Below are 15866 nucleotides of genomic sequence, written 5' to 3'. Positions count from 1 at the left end.
ATCAATGCGCCTATATCATTATAGAAAAAAAGTCTCTATTGCTAAAGCAACACCGTCTTCATCAACACTTTTTATAATCATATCCGCAGCATCTTTTAAAATTTGGGTCCCATTTTCAACGGCAAAACCTCGCTTTGCCTTTTGAATCATTGACAAGTCATTCATACTATCACCAAAGCAAATCGTATCTTCCCACGTCATGCCGTAATAATCATGAAGTACTTGAATTCCTTCTGCTTTAGACCAAACAACATCCATTAAATCTGCACCAAAGTTTCCATTAAACAAAAAATAATGTAAACCTTGAATCTCTCGAACCAACTCAAGAATTTCTTCTTTATCGGCAACAATATGCAATGAATGGACCTGTCGATTTAATAATTCATAAGACTCGTGATACGTCTTATGACAATATCCATACATGTTGATTTCAAATTCACGTATAATTTCATAATGTGTATAGTATTCTCCGCCTTCGATGGACGCACCAACGCATAGGTTATTATACGTTCCATAATCAAGCACCTTTTTCATTAACTGCTTATCAAAATAATGCTCAAAAAGCAGTTCCGCATTTGCCGTTACTTTTAATCCATTGGCATGAACAATCGCTTGAGGATTAATCATGTCAGCAAAGGGTTTACTATTAGGTGTATCAAAATCCCGCCCTGAGGCTAGTACAACAATATGCCCTTGTTGCTTTAGCCTCTCTAACGCATGAAGGATACGTTCGGATATCTTATATTTTTTATGATTGAGCAATGTATTGTCTAAATCAAAGCAAAACATTTTTCGTTCCATGAGCTTCTCCTAACTCTTGCTAATCCCGAGAAAACAAATCCCTTGTGTAAATCTTGTCTTTTACATCCAGTAATTCTTTTGATAGTCGATTGGCTACAATAACATCCGAAATCCTTTTAAACTCTTCAAAGTCTTTTATCACTCTTGATTTAAAGAACGTCTCTTCTTGTAATGCAGGTTCAAAAACAACAACTTCTATTCCTTTGGCTTTAATCCTTTTCATGACGCCTTGAATGGCGGATTGCCTAAAGTTATCCGAATCCATTTTCATGGTCAATCGATACACCCCGACAACGTCCGGATTTTTCTTAATAATCATATCCGCTATATGGTCTTTGCGTGTGCGATTCGCATCCACAATAGCTGACATAATATTTTGGGGAATATCTGAATAATTTGCCAATAGCTGCTTTGTATCTTTGGGCAAGCAATATCCACCGTATCCAAAAGAAGGATTGTTGTAGTGCGTTCCAATACGAGGGTCTAGCCCCACACCTTCAATAATTTGTTTTGTATCCAATCCACGAACTTCCGCATATGAATCTAACTCATTAAAGTATGCTACGCGAAGAGCCAAATATGTATTGGCGAACAATTTAATCGCCTCTGCCTCTGTTGAATCTGTATATAGAACAGGTATTTCTTCTTTTAGGGCACCTTCTTGTAACAAGTCGGCAAAAACTTCTGCACGTTTCGACTTTTCTCCAACAACAATTCTGGATGGGTACAAATTGTCATATAAAGCCTTTCCTTCTCTTAAAAATTCAGGTGAAAAAATAATATTATCTGTATCAAATTTTTCTCTAACCGTCTCTGTATATCCTACGGGAACTGTTGATTTTATAACCATAATCGCTTTTGGATTAATTGAAAGTACATTTGCAATAACCGCTTCTACCGTTCGCGTATTAAAATAATTTTTATCCGGATCATAGTTTGTCGGTGTTGAGATAATGACGTACTCAGCATCTTTATATGCCAAAAAATTATCTGTTGTTGCCGTTAAATTCAATTCTTTATTTTTAAGATAGTCTTCAATTTCAGGATCAATAATTGGCGATTGCCTTTGATTAATCATATCCACTTTTTCCTGAATAATATCTAATGCAATTACTTCATTATTTTGTGCAAGTAAAATTGCATTAGAAAGACCAACATATCCCGTTCCTGCGATTGTAATTTTCATTTTTTTCTCCCTTTTTTTTGTCCTTTTGGTTTATATACCGTAAATTTTCCTTAGTTTCTACTTATTATATATGCCTGTGAATAGCAATATTATATCGTAATTTAATATACAAATCAATCACTGTCAACCGTTTTTGAGAATGTCCCAAAAAAAATTAATAATTAGCACTGTCAGGTGCATGGCTTTTTTCTTTATGGTGCTTCGTCCCCATCCTCGCCGTAAGGCAGGCACCGGAGTCGTCCTAGTTGGACAGTACTTCCTGCGTATAGCAGGCAGACTCAAAGTCAATCCGATGGCGTTGCTGTTTTGCAAAGTTCGCAAATGTAGCCTGGCGCCATGGATGGTTGATAGGGGGAATGGTTTGCTTCTTAGGCTCGGATATTTTTGATAGGCTGTCAAAGTTAATCGAAGAGTATTCATGTTCAGGAATGAGCCTTAGGGCATAGGTTTCATCATTGATTGAAGTATAGAGCTGGTTATCGAAAGCTTGGATAACTAGAGATTTAGTACCTTTATAAAAGTGCTTAGGCAAACCATCTCGACCTGTTGGCATGTAATAATGCTTGTTGTAACGGATGCAATGACCATTATCGATTTTGCGGTCAGAAAGCACGGCAAGAATGAGGTTAATTTTTTCCTGAGGGGGTTGCTTTTCAAAGACACTTTTGATATGCTTGGAGTCTATTGCGAACTGAGCATTGTATTCTTTTATGTAGGAGTTCAAGAATACGTTGGCTTGCTTAGTCGTTGTCACACCTTTCAGTCGAAGTTCGACTGGAAGGCGTGATTGCAAAGTCTGGAACAACCGTTCAACCCGACCTTTGGCTTGGGGGATACTGGTGGTCTTAATATCAACTCCCAACTGATGACAAGCATAACTGAACTGAGTGAAGGTATCGGCTTCGATAGAAGCGGATCTTTTTTGTTTGTATTCAAAAACAGTGCGTCGGTCGGTATAAAACATATAGGGAATTCCATAATTGGATAGGATTTGATGGAATACGTTGTAATAGCCGTTAAGTGTCTCCTGTTCGTCGAAATAGGCGCCTACAATAGAGCCAGTAGCATCATCGATGGCGATGTGAAGTTGGGACTTTGTCTGACCGTACCATTGGTGGATGGAGGCGTCCATCTGCAACATTTCACCAAAGAAGGAACAGCGGGGACGGCGGGGATGGGCATCATCGATGTCGACCAAGGCAGTGTCGATTCTTTTGATGTCCTTTTTCGCTTTTGCCATTTTTTTCATAGCCTTGAGCCTTTCCTTCATCCTTCGTTTGGTTTTTCGGTTGGCCTTGGGTGATAGGATGAATTCGGTACTTAGAATGTTGTTGATGGTTGTGGCAGAAACCTGAATATGTTCGTACTTTGCCAAGAGTTCTTGGAAATGTGAGAAGTTGGCATCATAGTACTTGTTGCGGTAGAGATCCAAAATCTTCTGACGGGTTTCGTCATCAAGTGTGATGCTAGGCTTTCGCCCTTTGTTACCATGCTGGAAATAACCTTTGCCGTTTGCTTTGTAGCCGGCAATCATTCGGTTCACATGGCGAACGGAACAGCCGATCTTGATGGAAGCATTGAGTTTGTTACCGTTAGTTTCAACAAGTTTCTTGATAATTTCATATTTGTGATGTTCTTTCATGTTAAGTTCAATTTTTCGCATAATATAACCTCGTTCGTTTAGTGAGTTTCTATTATACGACATCCTTTCCCTTTGGGACATAATCAAATGTGGTTACTTAAGACATTATCAGATATGAATCAGACGTAATTTAATATACAAATCAATCACTTGACAAAACATAAGAAAAAGCTTACTATAGCACCTATATAAGGTTAGAAGATGAGGTGCGAAATGACGACAATATTATTACTATTTATTATTTATTTAGCTTTTATTAGTTTGGGACTCCCCGACTCATTATTAGGTGTTGCATGGCCAATGATTCGTGAAGAGTGGTCTCTTCCGCTAGACTATGCAGGAATGATTGCTACAGTTACAATTGGTTCAACGATTTTATCCAGTCTTTTTAGCGGGCGCATCATTGCACGCTTTGGCACGGGAAAGGTTACATTTCTTAGTTGTCTTATGACCGCAGGAGCACTCCTTGGCATATCCGTGTCTCCTTCTTTTTCATGGATTTTTCTATTCGCAATCCCCTTAGGTTTTGGCGCTGGTAGTGTTGATACCGCTTTAAATAACTTTGTTTCACTTCACTTTAAATCCCATCATATGAACTGGTTGCATTCTTTTTGGGGCGTTGGCGCAACCATTGGACCTATTATTATGGGACAGTATCTTCTTATGAGTACCTGGCAATATGGCTACCGTTTTATAGGATCCATACAGCTGATCTTGGCTTTTATCCTTTTGATTAGCCTCCCTCTTTGGAAGATGCATCACACCACTACACATGCAACTCAAGAGCATGTGGAACCCGACCGTTCAATAAGTTTTACCCAAAAACTACGTATAAAAGGCGTACCTTTTGCTCTCATTGCTTTTTTGTTTTACGTAGCTGGAGAAGCAGCTGTTGGTCTTTGGGGAAGTAGTTATCTTGTTCAGATTAGAGGCATCTCCATTGGTATGGCTGCTACATGGATTGCCATGTACTATGGCGGTATAACCCTGGGACGATTTATTTCCGGTTTTATTTCTTTTAGACTATCCAATCAACAGCTCGTTTTCTACGGTATTGTTGTTAGTCTATTCGGCGTTTTGATGCTTATTTTACCTTTACCTAATTTTGTAATTCCTGTAGGTTTGGTTTTTATTGGTTTAGGCTTTGCGCCTATTTTTCCAAGTCTAATTCACGAAACACCGGAGCGTTTTGGAAAAGCCCATTCTCAAGATATTATAGGCTATCAAATTGCTGCGGCATATTTAGGTGGTGCAACTTTACCTCCACTTTTTGGTGTGATCGCTCAAAACACTAGTATGAGCATATTTCCGCCATTTATTCTGCTTTGTTTAGTTTTCATATTGTTAAGTACAACAAAGCTCAATCGCATAAAAGGAGATACATAGAATGGATGATCAAAGAATTGTATTACTACGTGACACAAAAATATCTAAGGCAATCAATACAATGTCTATTCCTGCTATTATAGGAATGCTTGTTATGGCCATATATAATGTTGTTGATACTATGTTTGTTGCATGGCTCGGAACAAGTGCTACAAGCGCTACCCAAGTCGTTCTTCCTATCATGATGCTTACCTCAGCTTTTGGACTAGCTTTTGGCATTGGTGGTGGAAGCTATGTCTCAAGATTACTTGGACAAAATGATATGAAAAAAGCCCAAATCACAACATCCGTCTCTTTTTTCACTGCCGTCGGTGCAGGGCTAGTCTTTGTTATTGTCAGCTTACTTAATTTAGAGAATTTACTTTATCTTTTCGGCGCCAATGATTCAATTATTGAGACTTCAAAAAATTATGCATTTTTTATTATTATTGGTAGCATATTCACTATGGGTAATATGACTATGAATAACATCTTGCGTTCTGAAGGTAGTTCAAAGCTATCTATGCTTGGAATGGCTGCCGGTTCAGTCTTAAATGTTGCTCTTGACCCACTGTTTATCTTTACCTTTGGCTGGGGTGTTTCAGGTGCAGGGTTTGCAACCGCTCTTTCACAGGGTTTTTCCTTCTTAATTCTTTTGTCACATTACTTAATGAAACGTTCTGTTCTTTCCATAAAACTTTCGAATTTTAAACCTTCTCTTGCTATGTATACAGAGATTTTTAAAGTTGGAATCCCAACATTTTTACGACAAACCCTCTTTAGCATCACTATTGGTTTTTTAAATAATCGTGCATTTTTATATGGTGGAAACGACTTATTGGCTGCAGTAGGCATTGTATTTCGTATTGGAATGATTCCAACATATATCTTGTTTGGAATCGGTCAGGGTTTTCAGCCTGTCGTCGGCTACAATTTTGGAGCCAAAAACAAAAAGCGTATTCTTGATGCTCTAAAATACACTTTGTCCATCAGCCTTATTCTGGCTTTTATTTCTAGTCTATTTTTGATTTTTGGGGGCGAAATATTTATGCATATCTTTAAAGCCTCGCCATCGGTAACAGCATATGGTATACGCGGTCTTAAATATTTTGCAGGTTCGATTCTTCTGCTTGCAGTAACCAACTGTATAAGCATATTTTATCAAGCCATTGGCAAAGGCATTGAATCCTTGATATTATCCATTTCTCGCCAGGGCATTTTTTATCTCCCGGCAATTTTTATTGCCCCTTTGTTCTTTGATGCTGATGGCATCTTAAGCTCTCAACTTATTGCCGATGCTTTTACTTTTATCGTTACGGCTTTTGTTTTTATTCCATTTTTATTAAGTCATAAACTGGATAAAGAACTGGATGCTAGTTAGCATCCTTTTTGTGTTTTGACAGGTACTTTTGCATCTTTACAGCATCATCAATCTCCAAATCTTTTTCTCCTGCCAGTGACTCCAGGTGATGGGTAAACTCATGCTTTATAGTATGCATGAGTTTTTTTCTTAATCTATTTATAGATAGATGTCCATATAGGCGCATAAACGATCCATAGTATATCGCAATATATCTTCCCATAACCCCACCTGAATGATATTCCCCTAAAATAAATAAATCATTCTTTTGACTATTCTTATTTTCTTTTTCATCCGGTAATAAAATAACGCCGCCATTAAGGCCTTTAAACAAATCTTCTGGCAAACTCTCCACTATTTCTTCTATTAATATTTCCATTTCATCTATTGTAATCATAGGACCTCCTTAAGTGCGTATATTTATCTTAGCATAGCATCTTATATCTTAAAAATAAAGTTATTTTTGTTAAGCTATTTTCTGTTCCATTGAAAAAATGTATAGGGTGTGTTATAATTATATTACGATATTCGTATTATTTATTATTCGAAAAGAGGTGCGACATGATGGATTTTGATAGCAAGCATTGGATTGATGAAATCATTCGATTGGTTTACAAAACCAATACGTTCTACAAGACAACCATCGAAACCCAATTTCCTGTTTCGGGACGTAAAAAATTAGGCACTCTCGAATCCAATGTACTTGAATTGTTTACTTATCATGATGAACTTTCAGTAAAACAAATCAATCAACTACTCACGCTACCCAACAGCACACTTACAAGCGTTCTTAATCGTTTAGAAACCCAAGGATATCTTCGACGCAAGATTTCTCAAGATGATAAGCGAACCTACTTAATCCTTCCAACTTCTAAAGGGCATGACTTTATTCATTTACGTCACCTTGAAAAGCGAAAACTCTATGAGTATTTAATTACTTCTATTGAAACAGATATTAATCCGCAATATATCCAAAACATAATCCAAAAATTAAATGTAGCTATCGATAATATAAACTATGATTTATTAAGGAGGATTCATATGGATATTATAAAAAAAGAATACAACGAATTTGGACCTTGGATAGCAATGATCAATGATTCTACTGAAGTACCACCCCAATTTGAACATGAAAAAGACCTTATTCTAAAAGCTACATATGCCTTTAAGATTCCTCGCCCAATAGAACGCCGTAACGCCAAGCCTGGAATGCCTTTATATGATCATGTTGTTACATTTTTTCAAGATGAACTTATACTCCTTGACCGAACCGAAACCAATACAATCCAAAAAACTTCGATTCTTCTATCTGAGATTTTAATGATACAATCTCTTCAAGAATTGCTTTTTGGAGAACTTATTATCACTACCTCCGATAGAGCCTATTCCATTATTTATAATCCTGTGTCACATGAAATTATTGAAAAGTTAGTCACGGATATTCGCAAACGTTATTATGATAAGCCTAAGCACCTTGATATTGAAGCTCTTGATGAACATGTCAGTATTCACTCCCCTATTTTTAAAACCATCTTATTGTCTGAACTGGCTTCAGATCAGGTGAAACTCATTGAATATCAACCCTTTATTGAATTGATTCGTCAAAAAACAACTGCCTTTAGTTTTTTTAGCGATTTGATTAGCAAGCCGGTTTTACAAGATTCCATGTTTTTAACCAATGGAATAGAGCTGATTATTCTCAGTCGTGTTCAAGAAGTAAAATCTGAAAAGGATGCGGATTATGGTTATCGAAAAACCTTTATCCCGCTAGACTATATTCAAGATTTCTCCATACAAACGGATGAAACAATGGAAAACCTACTTACATTGAATATTGAACTTAACAATGCATCCTTCCAGACAAAAATCAGTACAGATATAGAGATTGCTCGACTATCTGCACTCATTCAATAGTATTTTTATATCAAAGAAAGGGGACATCATCATGAAAAATTATGTTGTGACCATCGCAAGGCAATACGGTTCAGGAGGACGACTCATAGGAAAAAAAATTGCTGAAAAACTTCAAATCAATTTTTATGACAAAGAACTGATTCGCTTAGCCGCAGATGAAACTGGATATGCTGAAAGTTTTGTCAGCAAAATGGAGCAAAAGAAAAGCATTAGTTTTTTTACTAATCTTTACATGACCCAACAAGAACTGCCTGCAACTGATCAAATCTTTTTAGCCCAGTCAAAAACAATTCGCGAATTAGCCAACAAAAATTCTTGTGTTATTGTCGGTCGTTGCGCTGATTATGTTTTAAAGGATTTTCCAAACTGTATCAATATTTTTATTCATGCACCCATCGCTTCACGTATTGAACGCTTAGAGCATGAATACAATGAAACAGCAAAGAATTGGGAAGACTACCTTCATAAGCAAGACAAAAATCGTTCTTCCTATTATAATTACTTTACACAAGAAAAATGGGGAAAATCACAAAACTACCATGTCACTCTTGATAGTAGTATTGGTATTGATGAAAGCGTTGATTTTTTAGTTCATCTTATTAAAACCTATCAATCAAAATTCAAATAATCCTATCCTGATACAAAAATTAAAGAGATGGAAGTCAATGACTTCCATCTCTTTTAAATACAACAAGTATCGTTTTAAACAAAATTTTTATATCTAACCATACACACCACTCAGAAATATACTCCGAATCTAATCGTACAATCTCTTCAAAATCTTCAATATTGGACCTTCCAGATACTTGCCACTTACCTGTAATTCCGGGAACAATACTTATACGACGTCGATGATGCTTTTCATATGCTTTGACTTCCGCCACCGTTGGTGGTCGTGTTCCCACTAAACTCATGTCACCTTTTAACACATTATAAAATTGTGGTAATTCATCAATACTTGTTTTTCGGATAAAGGCTCCAACTTTTGTAACTCTTGGATCATCTGTCATTTTAAACATATGTCCATGCATTTCATTTGAGGCCATTAGCGCCTTTTTTTCAGCTTCGGCATTGACGCCCATTGAGCGGAACTTCCACACTTTAAAGACACGTCCATTTTGACCTACTCGATCTTGTTTAAAGATAATAGGTCCTGGACTTTCAAGCTTAATGAGGGGTCCTACAATGATATAAGCAAGCCCAAATAAAACCATACCAATCAAGCTTCCAAAAATATCAATAATACGTTTTACAAATAATTGGCTTTCATTTAAGCTGACTACATGAAATTTTAAAACTGGTAGATCTCCAACCATTGCGACTTGGGCTTTTGACGTGTGTGTATCTTGAATATCAAGAAGCATCGTTATTGTAATCCCCATATCTTGACACATATGTAATGCATCTCTAAGACGTTCATCATAACTTAATGGACGCGCAACAGCAATTTCATCAATAACATACTGATCAACAATATAATCAAGTTCTTCAAGCGTTGCAATGTGCTTAAGTTCTTTATACTCTCTTGGTTCGTTGATACTTACATAGCCAACTAAATTAAAATTTAAATAGTTATGCCTTTTAATCTCATTGATGTATGTCTCGCCCCGTTTTGACCATCCAATAACTAGTATATTCTTACTATGTTTATAGTCTTTAACATCGATATACGAAAACTTTCTTAGTATAAGTCGATTAATAAATACCAATGTAATTAGCGCAATCATATAGTCTAACAAAAACAATCTTGATAAATTTGCTTTTAAGTAAAACATCACTGCACCCAGCAAAATATTTGTCCCTAGAAGAGAAATCATCATTTTCAACACTGTCATAACATACATATTTCCATAATTTTTAATCGTAATTGTGTATATATCAAAAATCAAGAAAAAAGTAATTAGAAAAAAAGCAACTAACATTACAAACGATATTTTTTCTAAACCTGTCAATGTCAATACTCCGAGTTGAAAGTCCAAGTATGCAATCTCTGCCAAAATATATGCTGCCAAAATGCAGATTAAGTCTGCTAATACATAGGTAAGTTTACGTATTCTTATCTTCCACCTTAGCATCTTACCACCTCACTACCTTTACGTACTCATTAAATTACTCTCTAATCTTCTCTATCTCTATAACCTTATCATAGCCCCATCCAAAGAATTTGTCAATTTCTTATTGCGTTATTTAATTGTCAGATATCTTTGGTGCAATCTTTTAATTTTCTATATTTTACTGTATTTTATAAAATTCTTTAAACCATTGAACAAAGTTATTAATGCCTTCTTCTATCGTTGTTTGAGGTTTAAAGCCAATTGTCTCCGATAAGTCACTAACATCTGCAAATGTTTTATATACATCCCCTGGCTGCATGTCCATATAAACCTTTTCAGCCTTTGTGCCAAGAGCATTTTCAATAACTTTGATAAAATACTCAAGCTTGACTGGCTGATTATTACCTATGTTGTATATTTTATAAGGAGCAAAACTTTCACTCACTTTTCCATCCGTCTCACTCCATTTTTTGTTTTTATGTGGTGGATGTTCAAGTAACTTTGATATTCCTTCTACAATATCATCCACATAAGTAAAATCTCTTTCCATTTTTCCTTGATTAAAAACTTTTATTGCCTCGCCATTAACTATCGCTTTTGCAAACAAAAAATAAGCCATATCAGGTCTTCCCCATGGCCCATAGACAGTAAAAAAACGTAATCCTGTTGTTGGAATGTTATACAAGTGGCTATATGTATGTGCCATCAGCTCATTAGATTTTTTCGTAGCAGCGTATAAACTTACTGGATGATCTACGCTATCTTCAGTTGAAAAAGGTGTTTTTTGATTTCCACCATATACAGAGCTTGATGATGCATATAAAAGATGTTTAACCGGATAATGTCGGCACGCTTCTAGCACGTTGATAAATCCAACAATATTCGAATCAATATACGCTTTTGGATTTTCAATACTATATCGGACGCCAGCTTGAGCTGCCAAATGAACGACATAATCAAATCCTTCCTCCATAAAAAGTGTATTAATAGCCACATCATCTGTTACATCCATCTTTACAAATCTAAACTGTTCAATTTCTAGTAATATATCCAGTCGCCCTTGCTTTAGTGCCGTATCATAGTAGTCATTGATATTATCAATACCTACAACTTCAAATCCTTGCTTACATAAAAGCTTCGATAAGTGAAACCCAATAAAGCCTACCGCACCTGTTACTAAAATTTTCTGCATTTCTTTATCCTCTCTCCCTATATTTATTTATTGTCATAAAACCATGTCAGTGCTTCTTCTAGTTCGTCCTCATCTAATTTCCAATAATATATTCCATCTATTTTTATAGAGCTTCCTTGCAAAGTTTTAAATTCTATATCTTCAATTTTGGATAAAGCAAGCGTCACTTCAGCTAATTCGTTAACATGTATGTTCGTATTTGTATATTCACTGTTGTTTATAAAGAATTTTGTAAGATCTGTATCACTATACTCTTCTGATAGTTTTTTAAGGAGTGCTACTGCAAATTGTTGTTGTCGTCGTATACGCCCGATATCACCATCACCTGAATATCGCCAGTGTACATAATCAAAGGCTTCTTCTCCATCAAGTTTTTGATATCCCTTTGACAAATCTGCTCCATGTGAATGCATATCTACTTCAACATCAATCCATACGCCCCCAATTTGATCTACAATTGTTGCAATCGGTTCCATCTCAAGGGTAAAATATTTACGCATTTCTTCTTCTTCTAGTAACAAATTAACCGCTTCTACCATACTCACTTCTGCTCGCCCTTTTAATGTCCCAAATGCGTACGCATGATTAATTTTATCATTTTTTTCCCTAATCGGTAAATAGGTATATGTGTCCCTAGGTATAGACAAGACTTTTGCCCATGCATTAGCCACATCCACTCGCAAAACTGAAATACTATCTGCACGATAAATACTATATTGTGAATCTCTTTCTTCTGTACGGTCAATACCCAAGAACAAAAACATTCTTATATCTTCTTCAACTTTTTCAGGCTTTTCACTTGGCGATATTGTATTGTCTACAGGAACTTCCACATCCAAAGTTAGCCCATTGTCTGCTATAGTATCTTGATAGTCACTAACTATCTTTTCTTCATTAAGGTTTTCACTTTTTTTATTGTCCGATCCTTCTATATTATTTGTATTTGAAAATATAAAAGTTAATATAATAATAAGAAGAAGCGCTCCGATAAAACTAAAGACTATCGTCAATATTGTTTTGCGTTTATTCATAAATATCCCTCATTTCTACCCATCGGTTTATAATTTAAGATTAGCACATTCATTTCTATAAGTAAAGAAAAAGCCTACCAATGAATTGGTAGGCTTTTGACGATTGTTATTTAGTTAATTGTTACTTCAATTCTTTCTACAAAAATACTTTCACCAGCTTGTCCATCGGCAATAATAAATTCCAAAAATTTATCAGAATCTCTTAAATCATCAACATTTATTACAAAATCAAATGTTTTTGTTTTTACACCATGGCCAATTTTCCATAAGTCTGTTCCTTCTCTTAGACCTGTGTTGTTTAGGTACAATTCACTTAACTCACGCTCAGTACTTCCAATTGTAATTTTTACAACAACCGTATCACCTGGTTGCGCTGCTGTTAAATCAATTGTTTCAAAGGTTTCATCTGACCCTTGAATAAATTCAATATTTCGAGCGGAGAAACTACTAACACCTGGATCTTCTTCCGGCTCTTCTATGACTGGTTCTTCAATCACTGGTTCTTCAATCACTACTCGATCAAAAGTCACCTCAAAGTTGTCAATGACCAAGGTATCTTCCGTTTGTCCACCAACAAAGATTAATGCTAAGTATTGGTCACTACTGTTAAACTCTTCTGTCACTGTAAACTCAACATGTCGTGATTTTATTCCATTTCCAATAACCCATTCTGACTTATCACTTCGTAAACCTTTATTATCTAAGACAAGCTTTCCATCAACTGTGTCTGCTGCAATAATATCTAGGTCAATAATGACTGTATCGCCTACATTCACCGTATCAAATGCATCATAGATATATGTATCGTCACTTCCATCTGTAAACACAATAGCACTTGATGGATATGAAGGTTCTTCGATGACTGGTTCTTCAATCACTGGCTCTTCAATCACTGGTTCTTCAATCACTGGCTCTTCGACCACTGGTTCTTCAATCACTGGCTCTTCGACCACTGGCTCTTCAATCACTGGTTCTTCAATCACTGGCTCTTCGACTACTGGCTCTTCAACCACCACTCGATCAAAAGTCACGTTAAGATTATCAATAACAAGTGTGTCCTCTGTTTGTCCACCAATAAAAGCTAGCTCCAAAAATTGTTCACTACTATTAAATTCTTTTGTTACTGTAAATTCAATATGTCGTGATTTTACTCCATTTCCAATGACCCATTCTGATTTATCACTTCGTAAACCTTTATTATTTAATACAAGCTTTCCATCGGCAGTATTTGCTTCAATAATATCCAAATCAATAATAACTGTATCGCCAATATTCACTGCATCAAAGTTATCATAAACATATGTATTATTCGTGCCTTGTGTAAATACAATGGCACTTACCGGATATGAAGGTTGTTCGATGATCGGTTCTTCAATCACTGGTTCTTCGATGACTGGTTCTTCGATGACTGGTTCTTCAATTACCGGTTCTTCAATTACCGGTTCTTCAACTACTGGTTCTTCGATGACTGGTTCTTCAGTAGTAAAAAGTTGTTTTTCACCATTGACATAGATATCAATATGTCCAACATCAATCGATTCTCCATTCACTCCACCGTCAATTTTAAATGCTACAAATTTATCCGCCTCGGCAAAATCTGCGTTTACATCAAAATTCATTATACGTGTTTTCGTTGCATAACCAATTTGCCATTCTGAATTTTGAGAACGTAATCCTTCATTGTTCATAACTAAAATACTAGATTCTCTATTTGTTTGTGTTATTTCCATCTCTATGGTGATTTTATCACCTTGGTTAACTGATGTAAGTACTGGTGACTGAATAGTGTCTTCACCACTCTCTATAAAGTGAAAACCATTTTCATCAATATAACTGTTACCTCTTGCTATCCACTCACCTTGGCTAAAAAAACGATCGTCATTAACCTCTTCTTTCGGTTCTTCAACACCTGGGCTTAATGCAACTAACTCTCTCATATAATCGTCAGCTGATGCCGCATAGTAGATTGTTTTGCCCCAAGTTCCTGCCCATCCATAGCCGAGTGCTCTTTCAGTACTAATATCATAAATACTGTATGCTACTGAGCCGTCTCTATCACCAAATAATCCTTTATTTGTTCCTATTTCATAAAAACGATACCATGTTCTTGTTCCCGGAGAATCAATGAAATACTCTCCATTAACACCATCACGTACATATTTTACATCTTCTAAAACAGTTTCATGGAACCAAATCTTTGCTGATAAAATACTTCGTTTGATTTCAGGGTCTGAACTGTTTAGTGATTCTAAAAATTCTACGATTTTTGCAGATTCTTGACTAATCAAAGACAATGGTTCAAACGAACGACCTTGAGTTGTTTTGTATGTATAAGGATCATGTTGTCCACCCCATACAGTTTTAACTCCATTGACTTCAACTTGCGCTTTTAATATAAAGTCAACACCACGATCAAAAGAATTCTTAATTTGATTATACAATGTCGTGCTGATCAATCCGTTGTTGTACTCACTATTTTTATCTAAAACCTTTTTATATAAATTAAGAACATTTACTGTTGCATCATCATTGAATGTTGCATCATTTTCATATAAGGATACAGAAGCTTGTTGTTCTGGATAAACTTGTGGAAAACCACCTGTTGGGTATTGCATTTTTAGTAAAAAGTCAAATCCTTTAAGGATTGATGCCTTCACTTTTTCATTACGTGTTGTATTGTATACTGCTGCTAAATATTCGATTTGTGTAACTGTTGCATCATTATCAATCGTTCCAAGTGGAGTAACTCCATCACGTTGATAGTATTTTGCTTTTTTTTCTGTTCCATCCCAGTATCGAGTAAACATATCTGGATTATCTTTTGACCAACCACCATTATCTAACTGCCAGGACATAATATATTCTGCAACTTGTAAGTTCACGTCGGTGCCTGCTTCTACTGGTAAGCTCACAATATTCATTGACATAAATAAAACTAAAATCGCTACTAAAAACCGCTTCATAAAAGACCTCCTAAGTCCAATCGAATAATCGAAAACAAAACATTCTCTTTGGAAACTGGCTGCCATCCTATTGGAAGGCCCTATAGTTTTGCGTCCTTACTTTTCAGTAAGTTTGCCTTTATCAGTTGAAGTTCGTCGAACTCTCTTGATCCTTTATGAAAGAGTGTTGTTTTGTTTATAAAAATTAATACGTGTATTTGACAACAAAAAAACTCCATTTGGCGACTGGCTACCATCCTATTGGAAGGCCCTATAGTTTTGCGTCCTTACTTTTCAGTAAGTTTGCCTTTATCAGTTGAAGTTGTAAAATACGAAGTACTTGACTACAAATATATTATACCACGCCGATACCTATGCG

At 35.9% G+C, this 15866-nt stretch carries 12 protein-coding genes and 2 riboswitches; of the genes, 4 read left to right on the top strand and 8 right to left on the bottom strand.

Annotated elements, in window-relative coordinates:
- Positions 1–18: 18 nt before the first annotated feature.
- The 3 genes from QBE53_06855 to QBE53_06845 all read right to left on the bottom strand — a co-directional run bounded on the left by QBE53_06855 (position 19) and on the right by QBE53_06845 (position 3650).
- Positions 19–801 (bottom strand): HAD family hydrolase, encoded by a 783-nt coding sequence (locus QBE53_06855; GenBank protein ID WZL82822.1) that lies wholly within the window; start codon positions 799–801, stop codon positions 19–21.
- Between the two features lie 19 nt (positions 802–820).
- A complete protein-coding gene (locus tag QBE53_06850; GenBank protein WZL82821.1) occupies positions 821–1987 on the bottom strand; it encodes a nucleotide sugar dehydrogenase in 1167 nt (388 codons plus the stop codon).
- A gap of 241 nt (positions 1988–2228) precedes the next feature.
- Complete coding sequence (locus QBE53_06845) at positions 2229–3650, bottom strand: ISNCY family transposase (protein ID WZL82820.1); 1422 nt, start codon at positions 3648–3650, stop codon at positions 2229–2231.
- A gap of 192 nt (positions 3651–3842) precedes the next feature.
- Here QBE53_06845 and QBE53_06840 point away from each other — a divergent pair, with 192 nt between their 5' ends.
- Both QBE53_06840 and QBE53_06835 read left to right on the top strand, forming a co-directional pair.
- Positions 3843–5015: an MFS transporter gene (locus tag QBE53_06840; protein ID WZL82819.1), complete on the top strand. Its 1173-nt coding sequence runs from the start codon at positions 3843–3845 to the stop codon at positions 5013–5015.
- Position 5016: 1 nt separating this feature from the next.
- Positions 5017–6375, top strand: coding sequence for an MATE family efflux transporter (locus QBE53_06835; protein ID WZL82818.1), 1359 nt, complete (start codon positions 5017–5019; stop codon positions 6373–6375).
- Here the strand turns inward: QBE53_06835 and QBE53_06830 are convergent.
- Positions 6368–6751 (bottom strand): metallopeptidase family protein, encoded by a 384-nt coding sequence (locus QBE53_06830; protein WZL82817.1) that lies wholly within the window; start codon positions 6749–6751, stop codon positions 6368–6370. The two genes, QBE53_06835 and QBE53_06830, sit on opposite strands and share 8 nt — an antisense overlap.
- 164 nt (positions 6752–6915) lie before the next feature.
- On the opposite strand from QBE53_06830, the gene QBE53_06825 reads away from it, so the two are divergent.
- Positions 6916–8268, top strand: a complete 1353-nt coding sequence (locus QBE53_06825; protein WZL82816.1) for a MarR family transcriptional regulator — start codon at positions 6916–6918, stop codon at positions 8266–8268.
- A gap of 31 nt (positions 8269–8299) precedes the next feature.
- Positions 8300–8896, top strand: coding sequence for a cytidylate kinase-like family protein (locus QBE53_06820; protein WZL82815.1), 597 nt, complete (start codon positions 8300–8302; stop codon positions 8894–8896).
- Positions 8897–8930: 34 nt separating this feature from the next.
- On the opposite strand, the gene QBE53_06815 is transcribed toward QBE53_06820, so the two are convergent.
- The 4 genes from QBE53_06815 to pelA all read right to left on the bottom strand — a co-directional run bounded on the left by QBE53_06815 (position 8931) and on the right by pelA (position 15508).
- Positions 8931–10343, bottom strand: coding sequence for a sugar transferase (locus QBE53_06815; GenBank protein ID WZL82814.1), 1413 nt, complete (start codon positions 10341–10343; stop codon positions 8931–8933).
- A gap of 157 nt (positions 10344–10500) precedes the next feature.
- A complete protein-coding gene (locus QBE53_06810) occupies positions 10501–11514 on the bottom strand; it encodes an NAD-dependent epimerase (protein WZL82813.1) in 1014 nt (337 codons plus the stop codon).
- A 23-nt stretch (positions 11515–11537) separates the two neighbouring features.
- Positions 11538–12545, bottom strand: coding sequence for an LCP family protein (locus QBE53_06805; protein ID WZL82812.1), 1008 nt, complete (start codon positions 12543–12545; stop codon positions 11538–11540).
- A 110-nt stretch (positions 12546–12655) separates the two neighbouring features.
- A complete protein-coding gene (gene pelA, locus QBE53_06800) occupies positions 12656–15508 on the bottom strand; it encodes a pectate lyase (GenBank protein ID WZL82811.1) in 2853 nt (950 codons plus the stop codon).
- A 47-nt stretch (positions 15509–15555) separates the two neighbouring features.
- Positions 15556–15635: riboswitch (cyclic di-GMP riboswitch) on the bottom strand.
- Between the two features lie 90 nt (positions 15636–15725).
- Positions 15726–15805: riboswitch (cyclic di-GMP riboswitch) on the bottom strand.
- Positions 15806–15866: the final 61 nt, after the last annotated feature.

The organism is Vallitaleaceae bacterium 9-2, assembly GCA_038396585.1.
In the GTDB taxonomy this organism is placed as follows: Bacteria; Bacillota; Clostridia; order Lachnospirales; family Vallitaleaceae; genus UBA1351.
This window is presented reverse-complemented; position numbering and strand designations above follow the sequence as displayed.

Excerpts from the sequence above, each read along its gene's own strand:
- QBE53_06855 (WZL82822.1), bottom strand. The coding sequence starts at position 801 with ATGGAACGAAAAATGTTTTGCTTTGATTTAGACAATACATTGCTCAAT.
- QBE53_06850 (WZL82821.1), bottom strand. The coding sequence starts at position 1,987 with ATGAAAATTACAATCGCAGGAACGGGATATGTTGGTCTTTCTAATGCA.
- QBE53_06845 (WZL82820.1), bottom strand. The coding sequence starts at position 3,650 with ATGCGAAAAATTGAACTTAACATGAAAGAACATCACAAATATGAAATT.
- QBE53_06840 (WZL82819.1), top strand. The coding sequence starts at position 3,843 with ATGACGACAATATTATTACTATTTATTATTTATTTAGCTTTTATTAGT.
- QBE53_06835 (WZL82818.1), top strand. The coding sequence starts at position 5,017 with ATGGATGATCAAAGAATTGTATTACTACGTGACACAAAAATATCTAAG.
- QBE53_06830 (WZL82817.1), bottom strand. The coding sequence starts at position 6,751 with ATGATTACAATAGATGAAATGGAAATATTAATAGAAGAAATAGTGGAG.
- QBE53_06825 (WZL82816.1), top strand. The coding sequence starts at position 6,916 with ATGATGGATTTTGATAGCAAGCATTGGATTGATGAAATCATTCGATTG.
- QBE53_06820 (WZL82815.1), top strand. The coding sequence starts at position 8,300 with ATGAAAAATTATGTTGTGACCATCGCAAGGCAATACGGTTCAGGAGGA.
- QBE53_06815 (WZL82814.1), bottom strand. The coding sequence starts at position 10,343 with ATGCTAAGGTGGAAGATAAGAATACGTAAACTTACCTATGTATTAGCA.
- QBE53_06810 (WZL82813.1), bottom strand. The coding sequence starts at position 11,514 with ATGCAGAAAATTTTAGTAACAGGTGCGGTAGGCTTTATTGGGTTTCAC.
- QBE53_06805 (WZL82812.1), bottom strand. The coding sequence starts at position 12,545 with ATGAATAAACGCAAAACAATATTGACGATAGTCTTTAGTTTTATCGGA.
- pelA (WZL82811.1), bottom strand. The coding sequence starts at position 15,508 with ATGAAGCGGTTTTTAGTAGCGATTTTAGTTTTATTTATGTCAATGAAT.